Origin of the sequence: Acinetobacter sp. S40, from assembly GCF_016624705.1 — a bacterium.
In the GTDB taxonomy this organism is placed as follows: Bacteria; Pseudomonadota; Gammaproteobacteria; order Pseudomonadales; family Moraxellaceae; genus Acinetobacter.
In genome coordinates this window covers 130,665-149,286 of record NZ_JACVTU010000005.1, presented here as the reverse complement: position 1 = coordinate 149,286, position 18,622 = coordinate 130,665, and the positions used below count along the sequence as shown (strand labels likewise).

Annotated in this window: 16 protein-coding genes; 10 read left to right on the top strand and 6 right to left on the bottom strand. The window is 41.6% G+C overall.

What is annotated here, in order from left to right:
* Window positions 1-43: 43 nt before the first annotated feature.
* The 4 genes from pta to IAE19_RS09100 all read right to left on the bottom strand — a co-directional run bounded on the left by pta (window position 44) and on the right by IAE19_RS09100 (window position 5,524).
* Window positions 44-2,182, bottom strand: a complete 2,139-nt coding sequence (pta, locus tag IAE19_RS09115) for a phosphate acetyltransferase (RefSeq protein ID WP_200460623.1) — start codon at window positions 2,180-2,182, stop codon at window positions 44-46.
* Between the two features lie 80 nt (window positions 2,183-2,262).
* On the bottom strand, window positions 2,263-3,462 hold the full coding sequence (locus tag IAE19_RS09110) for an acetate/propionate family kinase (protein ID WP_200460622.1): 1,200 nt from the start codon (window positions 3,460-3,462) through the stop codon (window positions 2,263-2,265).
* 277 nt (window positions 3,463-3,739) lie between these two features.
* Window positions 3,740-4,147, bottom strand: a complete 408-nt coding sequence (locus IAE19_RS09105) for a hypothetical protein (RefSeq protein WP_200460621.1) — start codon at window positions 4,145-4,147, stop codon at window positions 3,740-3,742.
* Between the two features lie 111 nt (window positions 4,148-4,258).
* Window positions 4,259-5,524 carry a glutamate-5-semialdehyde dehydrogenase gene (locus tag IAE19_RS09100; protein WP_200460620.1) on the bottom strand — a complete coding sequence of 422 codons (1,266 nt, stop codon included), beginning with the start codon at window positions 5,522-5,524 and terminating at the stop codon, window positions 4,259-4,261.
* Window positions 5,525-5,866: 342 nt separating this feature from the next.
* On the opposite strand from IAE19_RS09100, the gene IAE19_RS09095 reads away from it, so the two are divergent.
* Window positions 5,867-7,201: an alpha/beta fold hydrolase gene (locus IAE19_RS09095; protein ID WP_200460619.1), complete on the top strand. Its 1,335-nt coding sequence runs from the start codon at window positions 5,867-5,869 to the stop codon at window positions 7,199-7,201.
* Window positions 7,202-7,311: 110 nt separating this feature from the next.
* Here IAE19_RS09095 and IAE19_RS09090 read toward each other — a convergent pair whose 3' ends face one another.
* Window positions 7,312-8,169: a class I SAM-dependent methyltransferase gene (locus IAE19_RS09090; RefSeq protein ID WP_200460618.1), complete on the bottom strand. Its 858-nt coding sequence runs from the start codon at window positions 8,167-8,169 to the stop codon at window positions 7,312-7,314.
* Window positions 8,170-8,276: 107 nt separating this feature from the next.
* A complete protein-coding gene (nagZ, locus tag IAE19_RS09085; RefSeq protein ID WP_200460617.1) occupies window positions 8,277-9,296 on the bottom strand; it encodes a beta-N-acetylhexosaminidase in 1,020 nt (339 codons plus the stop codon).
* A gap of 194 nt (window positions 9,297-9,490) precedes the next feature.
* On the opposite strand from nagZ, the gene IAE19_RS09080 reads away from it, so the two are divergent.
* The 9 genes from IAE19_RS09080 to ispG all read left to right on the top strand — a co-directional run bounded on the left by IAE19_RS09080 (window position 9,491) and on the right by ispG (window position 18,620).
* Complete coding sequence (locus tag IAE19_RS09080; protein WP_200460616.1) at window positions 9,491-11,683, top strand: carboxy terminal-processing peptidase; 2,193 nt, start codon at window positions 9,491-9,493, stop codon at window positions 11,681-11,683.
* A 145-nt stretch (window positions 11,684-11,828) separates the two neighbouring features.
* Window positions 11,829-13,106 (top strand): glycosyltransferase family 4 protein, encoded by a 1,278-nt coding sequence (locus IAE19_RS09075; protein ID WP_200460615.1) that lies wholly within the window; start codon window positions 11,829-11,831, stop codon window positions 13,104-13,106.
* Between the two features lie 29 nt (window positions 13,107-13,135).
* On the top strand, window positions 13,136-13,687 hold the full coding sequence (locus IAE19_RS09070) for a phosphatase PAP2 family protein (protein ID WP_200460614.1): 552 nt from the start codon (window positions 13,136-13,138) through the stop codon (window positions 13,685-13,687).
* Between the two features lie 105 nt (window positions 13,688-13,792).
* The gene (gene iscX, locus IAE19_RS09065) at window positions 13,793-13,993 is read left to right on the top strand and encodes a Fe-S cluster assembly protein IscX (protein WP_200460613.1); all 201 of its coding nucleotides are present in this window, start codon (window positions 13,793-13,795) and stop codon (window positions 13,991-13,993) included.
* A gap of 111 nt (window positions 13,994-14,104) precedes the next feature.
* A complete protein-coding gene (gene ndk / locus IAE19_RS09060; RefSeq protein WP_004994861.1) occupies window positions 14,105-14,536 on the top strand; it encodes a nucleoside-diphosphate kinase in 432 nt (143 codons plus the stop codon).
* A 121-nt stretch (window positions 14,537-14,657) separates the two neighbouring features.
* On the top strand, window positions 14,658-15,884 hold the full coding sequence (gene rlmN, locus IAE19_RS09055; RefSeq protein ID WP_200460612.1) for a 23S rRNA (adenine(2503)-C(2))-methyltransferase RlmN: 1,227 nt from the start codon (window positions 14,658-14,660) through the stop codon (window positions 15,882-15,884).
* A 67-nt stretch (window positions 15,885-15,951) separates the two neighbouring features.
* Window positions 15,952-16,704, top strand: coding sequence for a type IV pilus biogenesis/stability protein PilW (pilW, locus tag IAE19_RS09050; RefSeq protein WP_200460657.1), 753 nt, complete (start codon window positions 15,952-15,954; stop codon window positions 16,702-16,704).
* Window positions 16,695-17,477, top strand: coding sequence for a helix-turn-helix domain-containing protein (locus IAE19_RS09045; protein ID WP_200460611.1), 783 nt, complete (start codon window positions 16,695-16,697; stop codon window positions 17,475-17,477). Before pilW ends, IAE19_RS09045 begins: the two co-directional genes overlap by 10 nt.
* 24 nt (window positions 17,478-17,501) lie before the next feature.
* Entirely contained in the window at window positions 17,502-18,620 is a 1,119-nt protein-coding gene (ispG, locus tag IAE19_RS09040) for a flavodoxin-dependent (E)-4-hydroxy-3-methylbut-2-enyl-diphosphate synthase (RefSeq protein ID WP_200460610.1), read from the top strand.
* The last annotated feature ends 2 nt before the right edge of the window (window positions 18,621-18,622 follow it).

Sequence of the window (18,622 nt, the reverse complement as noted above, 5' to 3'; positions counted from 1 at the left end):
CTCTAAGCGTTAACTTAAAGGGTTGATTTTAATTTTAGCAGTATTAATGACTTTGTTGTTCTGCCTGAATTGCAGTAAGTGCAATCGTAAACACAATATCATCGACCAATGCACCGCGTGACAAATCATTCACTGGTTTGTTCAGGCCTTGTAACATAGGACCAACACTGACCACATTTGCTGAACGTTGAACTGCTTTATAAGTGGTATTGCCTGTATTTAAATCCGGGAAAATAAATACATTGGCCCGACCCGCGACTGGTGAGTCTGGTGCCTTTTGGCGGCCAACACTTTCGACTGATGCCGCATCATATTGCAATGGTCCATCAATCAATAAATCTGGACGACGCTGTTTGGCGATTTGAGTTGCTTCGGCTACTTTTTCAACATCTGCGCCTGTGCCTGAGGTGCCAGTTGAGTAACTGATCATTGCAATACGCGGTTCGATACCAAAAGCTTTGGCAGAATCAGCTGATTGAATCGCAATTTCAGCCAGTTGCTGTGCATCTGGATCTGGGTTAATCGCACAATCTCCATACACATAAACTTCATCAGGTAACAACATAAAGAAAATAGAGGAAACCAGTGAATATTCAGGCGCGGTTTTAATTAACTGAAATGCTGGGCGTACGGTATTGGCAGTCGTGTGAATTGCACCTGAAACTAAACCATCGACTTGATTCAATGCCAACATCATGGTGCCTAAAACAACCGTGTCCTGAAGTTGTTCTTTGGCTTGTAACTCATTGAGTTTACCTTTACGCAATTCCACCATAGGGGCGACATATTGATCGCGGATGGTATCTGGATCAATAATTTCTAGGTCATCAGGAAGTTCAATTCCACGTGCTTTAGCGACATCCATTACAGCATCTGGTTTGGCTAAGAGAATACAATGTGCAAGTCCACGTGACTGGCAAATAGCCGCCGCTTGTACAGTGCGTGGTTCATCGCCTTCAGGTAAGACAATGCGCTTTTTAGCAGCAACTGATTTTTGTACCAATTCATGACGAAAGGCAGAAGGCGATAAGCGAGGACGGACATTTCCGTTGATCTGCGCTTTGAGCCATTCGGTGTCAATGTGACTAGAGACGAAACGCGTGACCTGTTCTGCGCGTTCGGTATCATCTACAGGAATTTCATTACCAAAATCAGCTAGGCGTTGTGCTGTTTCCAGTGTATTGAGTTGGGTGTGTAAAATAGGCAAGCCACGTTTGATGGCATGCTGGCAAAAATCCAGAATTTGCGTTTGTGGAGCTGAGCGTTCAGTAAGCACCAAACCCGCCAGTGGAATACCATTACTGGTTGCCAAACTACTGGCAAGTAAAACATCAGTTCTCTCTGAGGCACTGATAATTAATTCGCCCGCCACAAATTTATTAAGCTCGTATTCGATACTAGATGCAATTAAACTGGAATGTAAAATACGTCGCTGTTTGGCCTCACCTAAATGAACCCATTCACCATCTATGACAGAAGCAATATCTAGTGTACGTGGCACACTTAAGGTATTACTAAAAGGAACCATACCAATAATTGGTAATTCTTTAGTACCTAAATGACGATTAAATTTTTGTAGTTCAAGACTAAATTTTTCAATTTCAGCACTTAAGCGCAATGTGGGGTCAATGGTGAGAGGAATTTGTGCTGTTTCTTCAGGCAAGCCACGAGTACGCATGAATAGTACGCCAGCGGTCCGATTTGAACTTACGCCACCAAACTGACGCAAATGTGCTTCAACCTTTTCAGCGGTTTTACGTGGATTTTGAATGTCTGCGGTGCTGACCAAAATCACTTTGGCATCAAGTGCCTGTGCAAGAGCTGCATTAAGTTCACTGGCAAAATGATCTTGTCCGTTGGGTAATAATCCTTCAACAATAATCACATCCTGCTGTGCTGCAATGGTACGATGCAAGCTGACTGCTTCTTCAAGTAAGTCATCCATTTCACCTGCGGAGATATATTGCAGTAACTTTTCATGCGAAATGGATTGAACTGTATTGCGTTGAAATAGATGATGAAACAGCGAAGTGGTACGGTCAACCTGATTTGGATTTTCCTGAGAAAATGGTTTTAAGAATCCCGCTTTAATTCCATTGCAATCTAGCGCATACACCATGCCAAGACAGGCTGAGGTTAAACCGACGCCCTCAGCTGTTGGAATCATTAAAATTGTATTCATAATGACCTTAAATAAAAAATTATATTTTTAACAATTATTCAGTTTTTTCGAGAATTAACTCAATCTCAATAAATCCTAGATTAGCCAATAACGGCATCAAGCTTTTTTGCCTGCTGCACCACTTGTTCAGTTTCTTTGGCAATACGACCTTCTTCATCTGTAGGAATTACCCAGATTTGTGGACCTTGGCCCGCATCAATACGACCTTCAGTACCGCGTTGAAGTGTATTGTTTTGATCTTTATCAAGGCTGAAACCAAAGTGAGGCAAGTACGCCATGGTTTTTTCACGGATGTAAGCCGAATTTTCACCAATGCCCCCTGTAAAAATCAGGCCATGAATTTGAGGTAAACCACAGCTTAATCCAGCCAGAGACTTCGCTAAACGGTAGCTAAATACTTCGATTGCAAGTGCTGCGTCTTCATTACCATTTTCAGATGCTTCAATCAGTGTGCGCATATCATTGGAAAGATTGTCAGACAGACCTAGTAAGCCACTTTCTTTATTCAGCATTTTATCAATCTTGTCGATATCCCAACCTAAGTTATTGGCGATAAAACTGTGGATACTAGGGTCTACATCACCGCTACGGGTTCCCATGACGATACCTTCAAGTGGGGTTAATCCCATTGATGTGTCGATACTTTCACCATTCCATACAGCACAGGTCGAGCTACCATTACCTAAATGTGCTGTTAACCAACCCCCTTGTTGAAACTGACCCGCCAGTTCACTTGCACGGTCTGAGACATAAGCATGGCTGGTACCATGAAAACCATAACGGCGTACATTGTGCTCGGTATAAAAGAACTTTGGTAACGCATAGCGATAAGCATGTTCTGGCATTGTTTGGTGAAATGCAGTATCGAATACAGCCACTTGTGGTAATTCAGGGAACAAGCGCATGGTGGCATCAATCCCAATTAAATGTGCAGGATTATGCAAAGGTGCCAGTGGTGTTGCTGCGACAATACGTTCAATAATTTCTGGAGTAAGTAATTCAGCTTTAGTTAATGTGCCGCCATGTACTACGCGATGTCCAATGGCCTGCGGCTTATAGTTGGCTAAACGTGCCAGAAGTGTTTCCAATGCTTTTTCATGGTCTGCATAGGGAATAAACAGTTCAAGTGGTTCACCACCCACCGTAATACCTTTAATGCGAGCTTCTGCTGTACCCAGATTTTCAGCCAAACCGTAAATACGATTTTCACGGCGATCTGAAACCAAGGCATATTTGATAGAGGAAGAACCACAGTTAATAACTAAAACGGATGTAGACACGGTGTTGTACCCAAAGTATTGTAAATTGTATTCCCTAATACATTGATTTTCAGAGTCGATTTTATCAGTCTGATCATCAATGTGACATGTTGTAACATGCGTCGTTTTTCTGTCCAAGCTAGACTTTAGCCGATTAGACTTAAGCACTATCGAACAATACTTAATTTATCGTTAGCATTCATGAGTTAAAACCAACGAATTTCCAACCTAATTTTATTTTTTCCAAATTCAATATAGCGTGAAGCATTTTGCTTTTATAGCGTGGGTATGTTGCAATTTATTTAATTTGATATTTCATTTCTGACCAGCGTACGATTACATAGGCAATCAAAGAGACCATGAAAAAAACCAGCATCATCCATGCCAGACCTTGTAGGGTTTCAATGATGGTACGATAAATTTCCAGAAACCAGCGTTCATGGGTTAATGGCAGTACAATATTCTTTTCATCTTTGCCAGTATATGTCAGTGGCGTAATATATTTTTCCATATCATAAATTCGGATACCCGAAGATACGCCCACTACCATTCCAGCAAATTTGGTATAACGTGCCCAAGCGGTATAAATGGGATCATGAATAATTCGGGCCAATATACTGTTAATAGAGTTGGAAAAAATTTTCATCACCAATAAAGACACGATGATTGCCAGAACAAATGTGGAAATAATGAGATAAAAAAACATAAATTTACCTGTTTGTTGTTTTTGCTATTAGAGTTTTATTATACATATTCAAATAAAAGGGTTTTGCCGCTTTTGCTACAAAACCCTCAGCATATCTTAGTATTTAGTGATTTATTGGCGGATTTGCCCGTCACCAAATACGATCCATTTTTGAGAAGTTAAGCCTTCTAAGCCCACAGGGCCACGTGCATGGATTTTATCGGTGGAGATACCAATTTCTGCACCCAGACCATATTCAAAACCATCGGCAAAACGGGTAGATGCATTGATCATGACTGAGCTGGAGTCCACTTCTGCCAGAAATTTACGAACTAGAGAATAATTTTCAGTAATAATCGCATCTGTATGGTGTGACCCATATTTATTGATGTGTTCAATCGCTTCATCAATCCCTGAAACCACTTTAATGGCAAGAATGGGGGCTAAATATTCCGTATACCAATCTTCTTCTGTCGCTACTTTCACATTTTCACCGAGTATACGGCGTGTCTGTGCGCAGCCACGCAGTTCCACATGTTTTTCTGCATAGAGTTCTGCAATGCGTGGTAAAAATTCCTCGGCAATGTTTTCATCGACCAATAGCGTTTCCATCGCGTTACAAACACCATAACGGTGAGTTTTAGCATTTAGAGCAATTGGCAGTGCTTTATGTAAATCTGCTTCTGCTTCAACAAAAACGTGACAATTTCCGTCAAGATGTTTGATTACAGGAATACGTGCTTCATGGGTAATCCGTTCAATCAAGCCTTTGCCACCCCGTGGAATAATCACATCCACATATTCAGTCATGGTAATTAATTGACCAACTGCGGCACGATCAGATGTTGCAATCACTTGAACCGCATGTTCAGATAAGCCTGCTTTTTTTAGCCCATGTTGAATTGCTTCTGCAATTGCCTTATTTGATTCAAGCGCTTCTGAGCCACCACGTAAAATAATAGCATTACCAGATTTCAGTGCCAGAGATGCTGCTTCAAGTGTCACATTGGGACGTGATTCATAAATCATTCCGACCACACCCAAAGGAACTCGCATTTTACCAAGTTGAATACCAGTTGGGCGGTAAGACATATCGGTAATTTCACCAATAGGATCCTTGAGGGCAATTACATCTTTTAAGCCTTGTAACATACCTTTAAAGCGCGCGGGGGTAAGTTCTAAACGATCAAGTAGGGCACTATCCAAGTTGTTTTCATGCGCTTTTTGCATGTCGATCACATTGGCCGCTAAAATTTGCGGTTGACGATCTTCAAGTGCTGTAAAAATGGCGGAAAGCGCATTGTTTTTGACTAGGGTTGATGCACTGGCAAGCAGACGTGAAGCCTGACGCGCATGTTGACCCACTGTTTGCATATATTGTTCAATTGAATCGTGCATAGCAGTCTTTGATCGTTTAAAAATCTATGAGAGTATTGTGCATAGTAACAGGCTATGGTTAGATTGGTATAGTCATCATCAGGCTGGAACTTTGAGCAAATTAATTATTTTATAAAAAAATGTGACATGTTTACTGTGCTCATTCATATTTTGAAACTTGAAAAAATCACGAAACTAGATGAGCGGTTATGAAACGGGTTGCTTAAAAAAGTCACATCTGTATAGAATGAAACAATAAGGCTATTGACGTTATACAAAAATATTGAGTAAGGATACATAGCCGTTGTGTCGCATGGAACGGAGCTTGCATAGATAAAAAACAACGCAGGCAGGAGGCAGGAAATGAATTCCATTATCCAGATGGACGCGGATCTTCACCAAGCAGGTTCACCTTTTGGTTTCTTTGATCTTTATCATAAAGATATTTTTAAACAATCTGCTCGCGAAACGTGGATTGATGGATGGAAAGTTGAGTACATGGCCATGGCTGATGTACGCACAATTCATCAAACGCCCATTGTGATTGTGGGTGGTGCTTTTCAAAATTTTAATTCTTATAAATACTGTGTAGAGCAACTTTTTGCTTGTGGGCCCGTCATTTTAATTGATTTACCTTCGATGGGAGCTAATCAACAGATCACTAATCGTGATACGGCTGTTTCTGCTGGAACACTTGAGCTGTCAGACTTATCTAGAATGTTGGGTGAGTGGCTGGATATTGTGGGGATTTCCAAAGTCTCTATGATGGGAATGTCACTTGGCTCAGTTGTCGCCTCTTCATTTGCTCATCAGCGACCTGAACTGGTTGATCGTATGGTGCTGATGGGGGTCATGCAAAAGACACGTAAAAGCTGGCGTATGATTCTGGAAGAGTCACTTAAGTTGATGCAAGAAGATCGGATGGAGGAATTTGGTCAAGCGGTGATTTTATATTTGGTGAATCATGCCAAAATGGATAAAACCCGTATGTCACCGACAGCCAGACGTTTGTTTTTCCGCCAAATGGCTGAATTTACCAAAACTGAACGTTTGCGTTATGAGATCAATTGTAATCGTCTATTGCGTTTAAAAGATGTACCAATTCCACAATGCAAAACTTTAGTGGCTGCAGGTCAGTACGATAGTTTTACTTTGCCTTTTGAAAATGCCAATTTTGCTTTGCAATGTCCTGATATGCAGTTCGCGTTGATTGCCAATGCCGACCACGTACCTCAGCTTCAACGCCGTAAAGAAACCATGCACTTGTTTGCAACGTATTTAAATGGCGAGTCCATTCACACTTTGGATGGGATTATTCCAATGACTCGTGAACAAATAAAAAATATGGATCGTCGTGGAGAAGAGCGTATAGAGGTTATGCAGCCACATACTCAACTGACGCATCGTTACTTGTCAGAACAGTTTAATGTGACAATTAGCGACTTAAGCTTCTTTGGGGTATTACTACAACTTGATCAGCCAAGTGAAGCCCAACGTGTTGAAGGTTATCCACGAGACTTGGCTTTACATTTAGAAGATGAAGAGGGTGTATTTAGTATCGAATGTCTGATTTTTCAGGTTGATACATCAGGAGTGAGAGCGATCTTTAAGCATGGCAGTTTTGCTGTCGCTGATCGTTTGCTGCGCTATGTTGCGCGGCAAAAAGAACATCAACTTCAGTACGCTGAGGTGGTGTAACGCGAATAGGGGTATCTAAGAAGCCATATCTTGCCGCGTTATTTTGGGGATAAAAAACAGCGTTTTTGACGCTGTTTTTTATTGGAAAGATGGAGGGTAAAACAGCATTTTTAATGCTGATTTTTATTGCTGGCATGAATTGTCCAGACTAAATCGCCTAAATGCTCATCAGCATGAGGTTGGTGGGTGCTTTCAGAGTCAAAATAACTTTTTGGCTGTGTCACTTCTACATCATTGAAGCCATTATCTGCAAAGAATTTCTCTACATCCGCTGGTGTGGTAAAGTGAAAGCTAAAAGCGCTACGTGACATCCATTTTAGAAGTTTACTGCTACTCCAGATAATATTTGCCAGTTTATTTTTGACAGGTTCAGGGTATAAGTCCGTGAGATAATGAAGTTCCTGAAACTGATTCCCATATTGAGCAATTGATTGTACTAATTGAGCTAGTAAAGGTTTCTCAAAATAATTAATCAGTCCTTCACTAATCACTACCAAAGGAAAGGAGGGATTAAATAAATCAAAGGCCTGTTTAAATTCTTCGGTAAATAAATCAACGGATAGCATTTCGGGTGCATTGGTCTCGATCTGTTGCAATGCAGCCTGCTTGGTTTGAGCCATATCCGGTAAGTCTAGCTCACGATAGATAATCTTAGGGTAATGTTGTCTAAACCACCAGCCTCGTGGTGAAAGACCACTGGCAATTTCTAATACCTGTAACTGAGGGTGTTGTTCAATTAGCGTTTTGAGCTGATCATCCAGTAAAGTATGCCGCTGTTTCAGAGTGCTGCGCATACTGCCACCAACATATTTTTCTGCCCAACTTTCCAGCGGATGGACAAGCGCGGCTAAAGACTTTCCTTTCTTTGTCGCAAATGCTTGATGGGAGATCCCCATTTGATACCAGATATAACCTGTGTAGTGGGCTGTAAAAGAGATATGTCGATGTTTTGAAAGGGGTTGGGTCATATTCCTGAGCCTATTATTTTATTTATCATCCATGTTTGATTTTAAACATCATGAATATAACCGTATAGTCATGATGTAAAAATGACTTTATTATAGCCTTCAATACTTTAAAAGCTATCTTTGAATTTCTCAATCTGCATTTTATGAGACTGCCAGATAGATCCTAACGAAAGTTGACTTCCTATTTCTAACTCAGGAATCTTACCTCGCATACGCTCTAAGCGTTCCTGATTTGGTAAAGCCAGATGTTTAATTGCATCTAGGGCTATACAAGCCGATGAACGGTCATTACATACTAGACCCATATCACAGCCTGCTGAGAGCGCAGCCTGTAAACGTGCATCTGCTCCTCCAGCAACACAGGCCGCTTGCATGCTCAGGTCATCGGAGAACAATACCCCATCAAAATCTAATTGCTTACGCAAGATTTCTTGAATCCAGAATGGAGAAAAACCTGCTGGGTTCGGGTCAACCTGTTCATAAATTACATGCGCAGGCATTAATGCGTCCAGTTGCGGCATCAACTGGATAAAGGTTTGCATATCTTTTTGATAAATATCATCATAACTACGTGAATCAACAGCCGCGGCAACATGAGAATCCGCTTGTACTGAACCGTGGCCAGGGAAGTGCTTGCCTGTAGTTGCCATACCAGCGTGTTGCATCCCTTTCATAAATGCAGCTGCTAATGGCACGATATCCTGTGAATTTTTGGCAAAACCACGATCGCCGATTACATCACTGATATCATTAATGTCTAAAACAGGAGCAAAACTAAAATCAATGCCTACTGCTAAAACTTCGGTTGCCATTAACCAACCGCATTGTTGTGCTAGTTGGATCGCTTGTTCTGGCTGATGTTGATATAACTCACCAAAACGTCCCATGGCTGGTAATAAAGTAAATCCTGTTCTTAAGCGCTGTACACGACCACCTTCTTGATCGACTGCAACCAAAATATCGGGACGGATTTGACGCATGTGATCTGTTAATGCACGCACTTGCTGTGGCGATTCAATATTTCTTGCAAATAAAATCATGCCACCGACTTGCGGAGCGCGTAAGAGTTCAATATCTTCTTGTGTAAGTTCTGTGCCAGCAATGTCTAGCATCAAAGCGCCGATCATAAAGGTTGCTCGTCTAATTTCTGGATAAAACAATAGCTGAATTTTGCAATGATTTGCTACATTCTGCCAGCATAGAATATGATAAAACTACACGACATACACAAATTAAGTTGGGTAACATGTTGAATCTGTGACATTCGGGGTCGATGGCACAGCATGTAATATTGGAAAATCCAAGGAAGTATTAAAAATTTATGAAACTTCAAATGATAGCTTGTGCAGTTGCAGTCGCGACTGGTGGATTGTTCTTCACACATGCGATAAACGAAGCAATTGCGGCAACTGATACTGCACCTGCGGCCATCTCTCAAACCATTCAACCGACTCAGGAACAAGCGCTAGTGTCTCGCCAGTTAGCGACCTTAGTAGACCGTCAGCATTATTTAAATATGCGTTTGGATGCTAATACGTCCAATCGTATTTTAGATATGTATCTGGACAGTCTAGATCCTGATCATTCTTTATTTCTGGCTTCAGAAGTTCAAGATTACAAAACAAAATATGGTTCAACGTTCGGTGCCGCGCTTAAAGCGGGTAATTTGACGGGGCCTTATGCAATTCATGATCAATATCGTAAACGTTTACGTGCTTTCTATGAGTACATGTTGTCTGAATTGAAAAAACCACAAAACTTGCATCAGCCTAATGTCTTTATTGATACAGATCGTGAAAAAGCAGCGTATTTTAAAAATACGGCTGAACAGCAGGATTACTGGCGTAAAATGTTGGTGTCGCAGTTAATTAACCTCACCATTAGTAAAGAAGAAGATCTGGCTAAACAAAAAGCCTTGAAAGACAACCCAGAGTTGGCAAATGGTCAGGATTTAACGAGTCCCGAAGATTTAACGCCTGTTCAAACCCTCACAAAACGTTATACCCGTCAACTTGAGCGCATTAGTCGTGTCAAGAGTGACGATGTGCTGGACAAAACGTTGAATGCCATGATGGCAACTTACGATCCACACAGTAATTACTACCCTCCGATTGATGCAATGGAGTTAAATCGTCAAACCACTTTGCAGTTAGAGGGGATTGGTGTTTCGATTCGTCCTGAACGTGGCAATGAAGACTACATTAAAATCGAAACCATCGTAGAAGGTGGCCCAGCGAGTAAATCGGGTCAGGTTAAATCTGGCGATCGCATTATTGGGGTTGCTCAAGATGGCGATAAAATGGTCGATGTGATTGGCTGGTCAAGTGCTGAAATTGTCGGGTTAATTCGTGGTAAGCGTGGCACGAAGGTTACCATTAAGTTGCTAGGGCCGGGCGCATCCATGAGTCAGGCGCGTACCGTCAGTCTGGTACGTGATGTGATTCAGGAAGAAGATGCCGGCGTGCGTTCACGTACTATTGACATTATGCGTGATGGTAAAAAACATACATTTGGTGTGATTGAAATCCCGTCATTTTATTTAAACTATCGTGCGCGCCGTGCGGGAACGGAGTATCGTTCGGTTTCTGAAGATACCAATAATGCCTTGAAGTCACTTTCTGCTAAAAATGTTGATGGTATTCTTATTGACTTGCGTAACAACCCAGGTGGTTCACTTGAAGAAGTGGCACGTATGTTGGGGCAAGTGATTAAATCAGGGCCAGTGGTACAAATTCGTGACGGTAATGGCAATGTGAGCGTATTTGAAGATAATGATGGCGGCGCTCAGACTTATGCGGGTCCACTCGCAATTTTGGTGAATCTAGCTTCTGCTTCTGCCAGTGAAATCTACTCAGCCGCGATTCAGGATTATGAACGTGGTATTGTGATTGGTAGTACCACGACGGGCAAGGGAACGGCGCAGGTTCAATTAGATACACTGGCTCATGGTCAGGCAACATTGACCCAACGTAAATTCTATCGTATTACTGGTGGAAGTACCCAAAATAAAGGGGTGATTCCAGACATTAAACTGGTCGATATTTATGATGAAGAGTTTGGCGAACGTAAGGCTAAAAATGCGTTGAAATGGGATACTATTCCAACTGCACCATTTAAGCGTGAAGGTTCGATTCAGCCTTATGTTGAAAAGTTGTCTCAGGAATCAAAAGTTCGCGTTGCGGTCGATCCACAATTCAAATATCTTGAAGCACGCCGTGCCATTGCTGATGAAACCAAAGATCAAAAGCGTATCGTCTTAGATATTGATCAACGTAAGGCAGAAATTTTAAGACTGGAAAAACAAACATTAGATGCTGAAAATCAGCGCCGTGCAGCAACAGGCCTAAAACCATTTAGTAATTGGGAAAGTTATCAGGCTTCTTTAGATGCATTGAGCGAATCTCGTGCCAAAATGAAGATTAATGCGCGTCCGCCTTTGCCTGAGGAAGAAACCTTTGTAAATGAAGCGGCAAATGTATTGCTGGATTATGCCAAATTGCAAAATCATCCATAATGCTTAAGCAAGTTGAATAAATAAAAAGAGCATATTTCGATATGCTCTTTTTTTTCTGTCAAAAAACTGTCATCCCATTATCATCAAAATGTCAAAACAGCTGTCTAATATTTGAGCTATGAAAATAAATCAAATGGATAGTTGTATGCAAGGTTCATTCGCTACAACGCTGCTAAAACAAGAAAATTTCCCTGAAAATTTTAAATTCTACTTTAAAAACAGACATACAAAAATTAGACAGGATTGGCATGAACTAGATAAGTTGGTACGTCCTAAACTCAAAATTGCTATTGTCACTGAGACATGGCCACCTGAAATTAATGGAGTGGCACTATCTTTACTGCAATTGTGTAAGGGTTTACAGCAGCAGGGACATAAAATTTTACTGGTACGACCACAGCAACGCCTGAAGTGTGAAGAATTTTCACCTAATAAAGAATGTCTAGTGATATCACAAACCCTACCTAAATATCCTGGCTTACAATTTGGTTGGCCTCAATATGTAAAAGTGAGTAAGGCTTTTGCTACATTCTCGCCAGATGTAGTACATATTGTGACAGAGGGGCCGTTGGGACTAACAGCACTGCATGCAGCCAGAGCCCGAAATATTCCCGTGTCTAGTGGCTTTCATTCTCCTTTTCAGGATTTTAGCCGATTCTTTGATCTCGCATTTTTGCTCAAACCGATTCAGGGCTATTTACGCTGGTTTCACAACAGTACGGATATGACTTGTGTACCCAGTAAGGATACTGAAAAAGCCTTACGTGGTTTTGGCATTACCTGTCCATTAAGCATCGTAGGACGTGGGGTCGATACAGAAAGGTTTTCTCCGCAATATCGCTGTCAGAAATTACGAGCAAGTTGGGATGCCTCCGATGATACAACTGTTATGTTGTATGTTGGACGTTTGTCTCCTGAGAAAGAAATTGAGTTATTAATTCAAAGTTATGCCAGTATACAGCGCATGCTACATCGTAAATTTAAACTGGTGATTGTAGGTGATGGGCCTGATCGTATGCGTTTAGAACAATTAGCAGAAAATTGTGAGGTTATTTTTACAGGAAGTTTAACTGGCAAGAATCTTGCAACTGCTTATGCAAGTGCTGATGTTTTTGTATTTGCCAGTCAGGTCGAAACCTTTGGTAATGTTGTACTGGAAGCTATGGCGAGTGGTTTGCCTGTGGTTGCTTATGATTATGCTTGTGCTAGTCAGTATGTTGAACATGGGATCAGTGGCTGGTTAAGTCCGTTAGGTCAAGTGAATGCATTTATTCAGGCTTTATACCAGCTACCGGCACGACAGCAGCTAAAGCAGATGGGAATACATGCACTTCAGCATGTTCGGCAAAGTGGTTGGCAACAACCTGTATATCAAATGGAACAAGCCTTATACCAGGTCGTTAAAGAGTTCTACCGGGTATAAATCTCCGTTTAAGCGAGAGGAGTGTCACCATGAATTTTAAAAACGCTAAAATTAGAATACTGGATTTGGATTTAAAAGGTTGTTTGTATCTCAACCATTTTTCGCATTCACAGCGAATTGCCCAATTTTTTAAAATCATTAGCCGGCTCGGCGATGGTCTATTTTGGTACGTCATGCTGTTTATGGTTTGGCTATCACAAGGGCTATTTTATGGTTTACAAATCATTTACTTGTTGTTGGGTGGTTCCGTAGGCACCGGAATTTACAAATTTTTAAAACATAAAACGACACGCCCACGCCCTTATCAGGTGCATCAAGTAATTGTGTTGGGCGAACGTCCGTTGGATCATTTTAGCTTTCCTTCAGGCCATACTTTGCATGCAGTTATGGCAAGTATTGCGTTGGGTTATATTCAACCTGTTCTGGTGGTTATTATGCTGCCATTTACCATTTTGGTGGCTTTGTCGCGTATGGTGCTTGGTTTACATTATCCCAGCGATGTGATCGTCGGTGCTGTTATTGGGACAGTGGTAGGTTGCGGGATTATTTTTGCAGCACCTTTAATGAGTATTCATTTATAAATTTGAAGAAGTATCACTTCATTCATAAATCAAACAGTTCACATGTTCGCTTCGTCTGAAATTTGCTAAAGTAGCATTCATTTGATTGAGACAACAGGACATACCATGGGCTTACGCTGGACGGATACCATTGATATTGCAATTGAGCTGAGTGATGCACACCCAGATGTTGATCCACAATGGGTTCGTTTTACTGATTTACATGCATGGATTTGTGCTTTGCCAGATTTCTCTGATGACCCTACCAAATCGACTGAAGGGCTGCTAGAAGCCATTCAAATGGCATGGATTGACGAAGTTCGTTAAAAAATCATCGGAAATTTATAACTTTTACATATTCAAGGCTGATTATTACTGTTTACATCGGTATAATGCGCCCAATTTTTTACGTTTAAAATTTTAAGCGAGGAGCCACTCATGGCAATCGAACGTACTTTATCAATCATCAAACCAGATGCAGTTGGTAAGAACCACATTGGCGAAATCATTGCACGTTTTGAAAAAGCTGGTTTGAAACCAGTTGCAATCAAATACAAGCATTTGTCTCAAGCAGAAGCTGAAGGCTTCTATGCAGAGCACAAAGAACGTGGTTTTTTTGCTGACCTAGTTGCATTCATGACTTCTGGTCCAGTCGTTGTATCTGCGCTTGAAGGTGAAAATGCAGTTCTTGCTCACCGTGAAATTTTGGGTGCAACTAACCCGAAAGAAGCGGCTCCAGGTACAATCCGTGCTGATTTCGCGACTAGCATCGATGAAAATGCTGCACACGGTTCTGACTCTGTAGCATCTGCTGAGCGTGAAATTGCATATTTCTTCGCTGCTGAAGAGATCTTCCCACGCACTCGTTAATCGAGAGCATCCAAACCAGATAAGTGGTATTATACTTATCTGGTTTTTTATTTTTTTTTGAATAAATTTGCTGAAATATTAGGCAATATTTCTTCGCCACTTCTATGGTTTAGGTAATCTCATGACTTCTGTAATAGATCTCCCAGCACCAACAGAACATGCACAGCCTGTTGATGCAGTGCAAAATACTGTCCGTGCCAAAGTCAATCTATTGGGTATGTCTCGCACAGAACTAGAGGGATTTTTTGAACAATTAGGAGAGAAAAAGTTTCGTGCGGGTCAGGTGATGAAGTGGATTCATCAGTATTTTGTGACTGACTTTGCTGAGATGACCAATATCTCTGGTAAATTGCGCACTAAACTTGAACAGGTGTGTGAAATTAAAGCGCCTGAAGTCGTACATCGTCACTATTCCAAAGATGGAACCCGTAAATGGGTGTTCCGTGTCGGTGATGGTGCAGGTTCATTAGTCGAAACTGTGTTGATTCCTGCCGAAGATAAGACAGGTTCACGTAAAACTCTATGTATTTCTTCACAAGTAGGTTGTGCGCTGGATTGTTCATTTTGCTCTACGGGTAAGCAAGGTTTTCAACGTGATTTAACACCTGATGAAATTATTGGACAGCTTTGGATGGCAAACTATTCCTATATGGAAGAAGTGCCTGTGGCAGAACGTGAGCGTTCTGTGACGAATGTCGTCATGATGGGCATGGGTGAACCATTGTTAAATTACAATGCCGTACTCAGCTCAATGCAGTTAATGTTGGATGATTTTGCGTATGGCATGTCCAAACGCCGTGTGACTTTATCCACTTCTGGTGTCGTTCCCAAGATTGATCAACTGGCACAGGATATTGATGTGGCACTCGCCATTTCATTACATGCACCCAATGATGAGTTGCGTAATGAGTTGGTTCCCATTAATAAAAAATATCCACTTGAGCAATTAATCGCAGCCTGTCAGCGTTATTTGGCCAAAGATGGCAATGAAAGCACGCGTAAACATGTCACCATTGAATATGTAATGCTGGATGGCGTAAATGATCATGCTGAACATGCACAGCAGTTGATTAAATTATTAAAAAATTTACCAAGTAAAATAAATTTGATTCCATTTAACCCGTTTCCACATGCACCATATGGTCGTTCTAGTCGAAATCGGATTATTGCCTTTCAAAAAACTTTGTCTGATGCTGGATTTGTGTGTACGATTCGACAGACACGTGGTGATGATATCGATGCGGCATGTGGTCAACTGGTAGGACAGGTTGCAGATCGAACCCGTCGTGCTGAACAATGGAAAAAGAAAGTCGCAGAGCGGCAAGAGATTATTCGTTCACAGGGATAATACATTGGGGGTAGAGTTGTTGAGTAGATTCACTTCACGTTCCACAGTCTGGATTGCAGCATGTTTAATGGCGTTGCTGGTAACGGGATGCCAATCTCAAAAAACAAACAAAGACCCTAAAAAAGCTGTGCAGGTGCGGACACAACTGGCTGCTGAATATATTAAGTCAGGTGATCTGGATGCTGCCAAGCGCTCACTGGATCAGGCATTGGAAGTTAATTCTCGTGACTCCATGGCCAATATGATGATGGGCGTACTCTTACAACAAGAAGGCAGTGCAACCAATCGGGAGCGAGCGGAGACGTATTTTAAACGTTCAATCTCAGAAGATCCGAATAATGCACAGGCTCGTAATAATTATGGTACGTACTTGTATCAACAACAACGTTATAATGATGCGATTGAACAATTCACTATTGCAGGGGCAACACTTGGGTATGATCAGCGTTATCGTGCCCTTGAAAATCTGGGGCGTATATATGTATTGCTTGAAGATCGTGTGAATGCTGAAAAGTCGTTCAAACAAGCTTTACAGGCAAACCGCGACTCTTACGTATCTATGTTAGAGTTGGCAGAGATTTTTTATTTGCAACAGCAAATACCAGCGGCAACACAAATGTATGAACAATATGTGCGTACAGTTGGGCAGACCAACCAAGGTGCACGTGCGCTTTGGGTCGGTATTCGTGTTGCACGAGCCAATGGTGATCGACTAGGAATGCAGGCACTGGTGAATCAACTTCGTGCTTTATTCCCTGACAGTTCAGAATATAAACGTTATTTGCAATTACAGTATAGTACTGAGGCCGTATGGAAATAAATCCTAATTCACAGCAGCCAACTGGCTCAAGTTCACCTACTTCAGCATTAGGAAATGTTCAACGTCCAGGTGAGTACTTACGCCAGATTCGTCTTGGCCAGAAACTTGAGCTGAATGATGTGGCATCTGATTTAAATATGCCGCCTAAGACATTGACTGCTTTGGAACAAGATGATTATAAAAGCTTGCCAGAACCTGCGTTTATCAAAGGCTATTATCGTTCTTATGCGAAATACTTAAAAACGGATGCGACTGCAATTATTCAGCGTTTTGATGAAATTTATGCCAATGATACAGGCCTATTACCAAATCATGCCTTAACTAATTCTCCCATTAAAATTATGGGGAAATTGCCAGGTTCAAAAAGTGATCGTAATCGAAAATGGTTAAAGCGTAGCCTTATTTTGATTGTAGCTTTGATCATTATTGGGACTATCGTAACGATGTTTCAAAACTGGTCGGCCAAGAAAACGAATGCAGTTGCGCCACAAAGCTCAAGTGTTGAAGTATTGCCATTAAATAATGGAGCAGCGACTTCTGGAGATGAGTTGGTGCTTAATTTTAATCGTCCCACTTCAGTACACATTGTTGATTCAACCGGAAAAGTACTGGCAACTGGTCGTCAGGCATCTACTTTGAGCCTAAATGGTCAATCACCATTTCAAATTCGTCTGGATGATGCAGCTGCTGTGTCATTAAGCCTAAACCAAGAACCGATTTCATTGTCTCCATATACGGTAAATGGGAAAGCAGATTTCCGTTTATCTCGTTAATGAAGAGTAAATGAGAGAAAAACAATGATCGAGAATCCAATCAAGCGTCGACCAACACGAAAAATTCGTGTTGGTTCAGTTTATGTCGGTGGCGATGCACCTATAAGTGTGCAAAGCATGACCAATACTGAAACTTGTGATGTAGATGCTACTGTGGCGCAGATTCAACGCTGTGCTGATGCGGGTGCGGACATTATGCGTGTGTCTGTGCCTTCGATGGAAGCAGCAGAAGCTTTTGGTGAAATTCGTAAAAGAGTGACGGTTCCTTTGGTTGCCGATATCCATTTTGATCATAAAATTGCACTGGCAGTTGCAGATTATGGTGCTGATTGTCTGCGTATTAACCCAGGAAATATTGGTTCCGATCAGAAAGTTCGTGAAGTAGTGGCTGCTGCGCGCCATCATGGCATTTCAATTCGTATCGGGGTCAATGCAGGATCTCTGGAAAAAGATCTACAGAAAAAATATGGCGAACCTACAGGACAAGCATTGCTTGAATCTGCACTACGTCATATTGATATTCTGGATCGACTGGATTTTCACGAGTTTAAAGTCAGCGTCAAAGCTTCTAATGTGTTTCTGACGATGGATGCTTATCGCCTACTTTCCCAGCAGATTGATAATCCCTTACATCTCGGTGTGACGGAAGCGGGTATCTACCGTACAGGTACGGTTAAATCCGCGATCGCGTTAGGTGGTTTACTCATGGAAGGTATTGGCGATACCATGCGTATTTCACTTGCCGCCGAGCCAGAAGATGAAATTAAAATCGGCTTTGATATTTTAAAATCATTGGGATTACGTTCTAACGGCATTAACTTTATTGCTTGTCCAAGCTGTTCACGTCAAGAATTTAATGTGATTAAAGTGATGCAGATGTTGGAAGAGCGTCTTGAAGATGTGCGTACGCCTATGGATGTTTCCGTGATCGGTTGTAAAGTCAATGGACCGGGCGAAGCCAAAGAGGCAGATATTGGGGTGGTAGGCGCGTCTCCTCGCTCATTGGTCTATCGCAATGGTGAAAAAAGCCATTTGATTGACACAGATCAATTGGTCGAAGAAATCGAATCGATGGTTCGTGAACGTGTGAAAGCGTTAGAAGAAGCTAAATCTAAAGAAATTATCCGTACAAGTTTTGAGTAGGT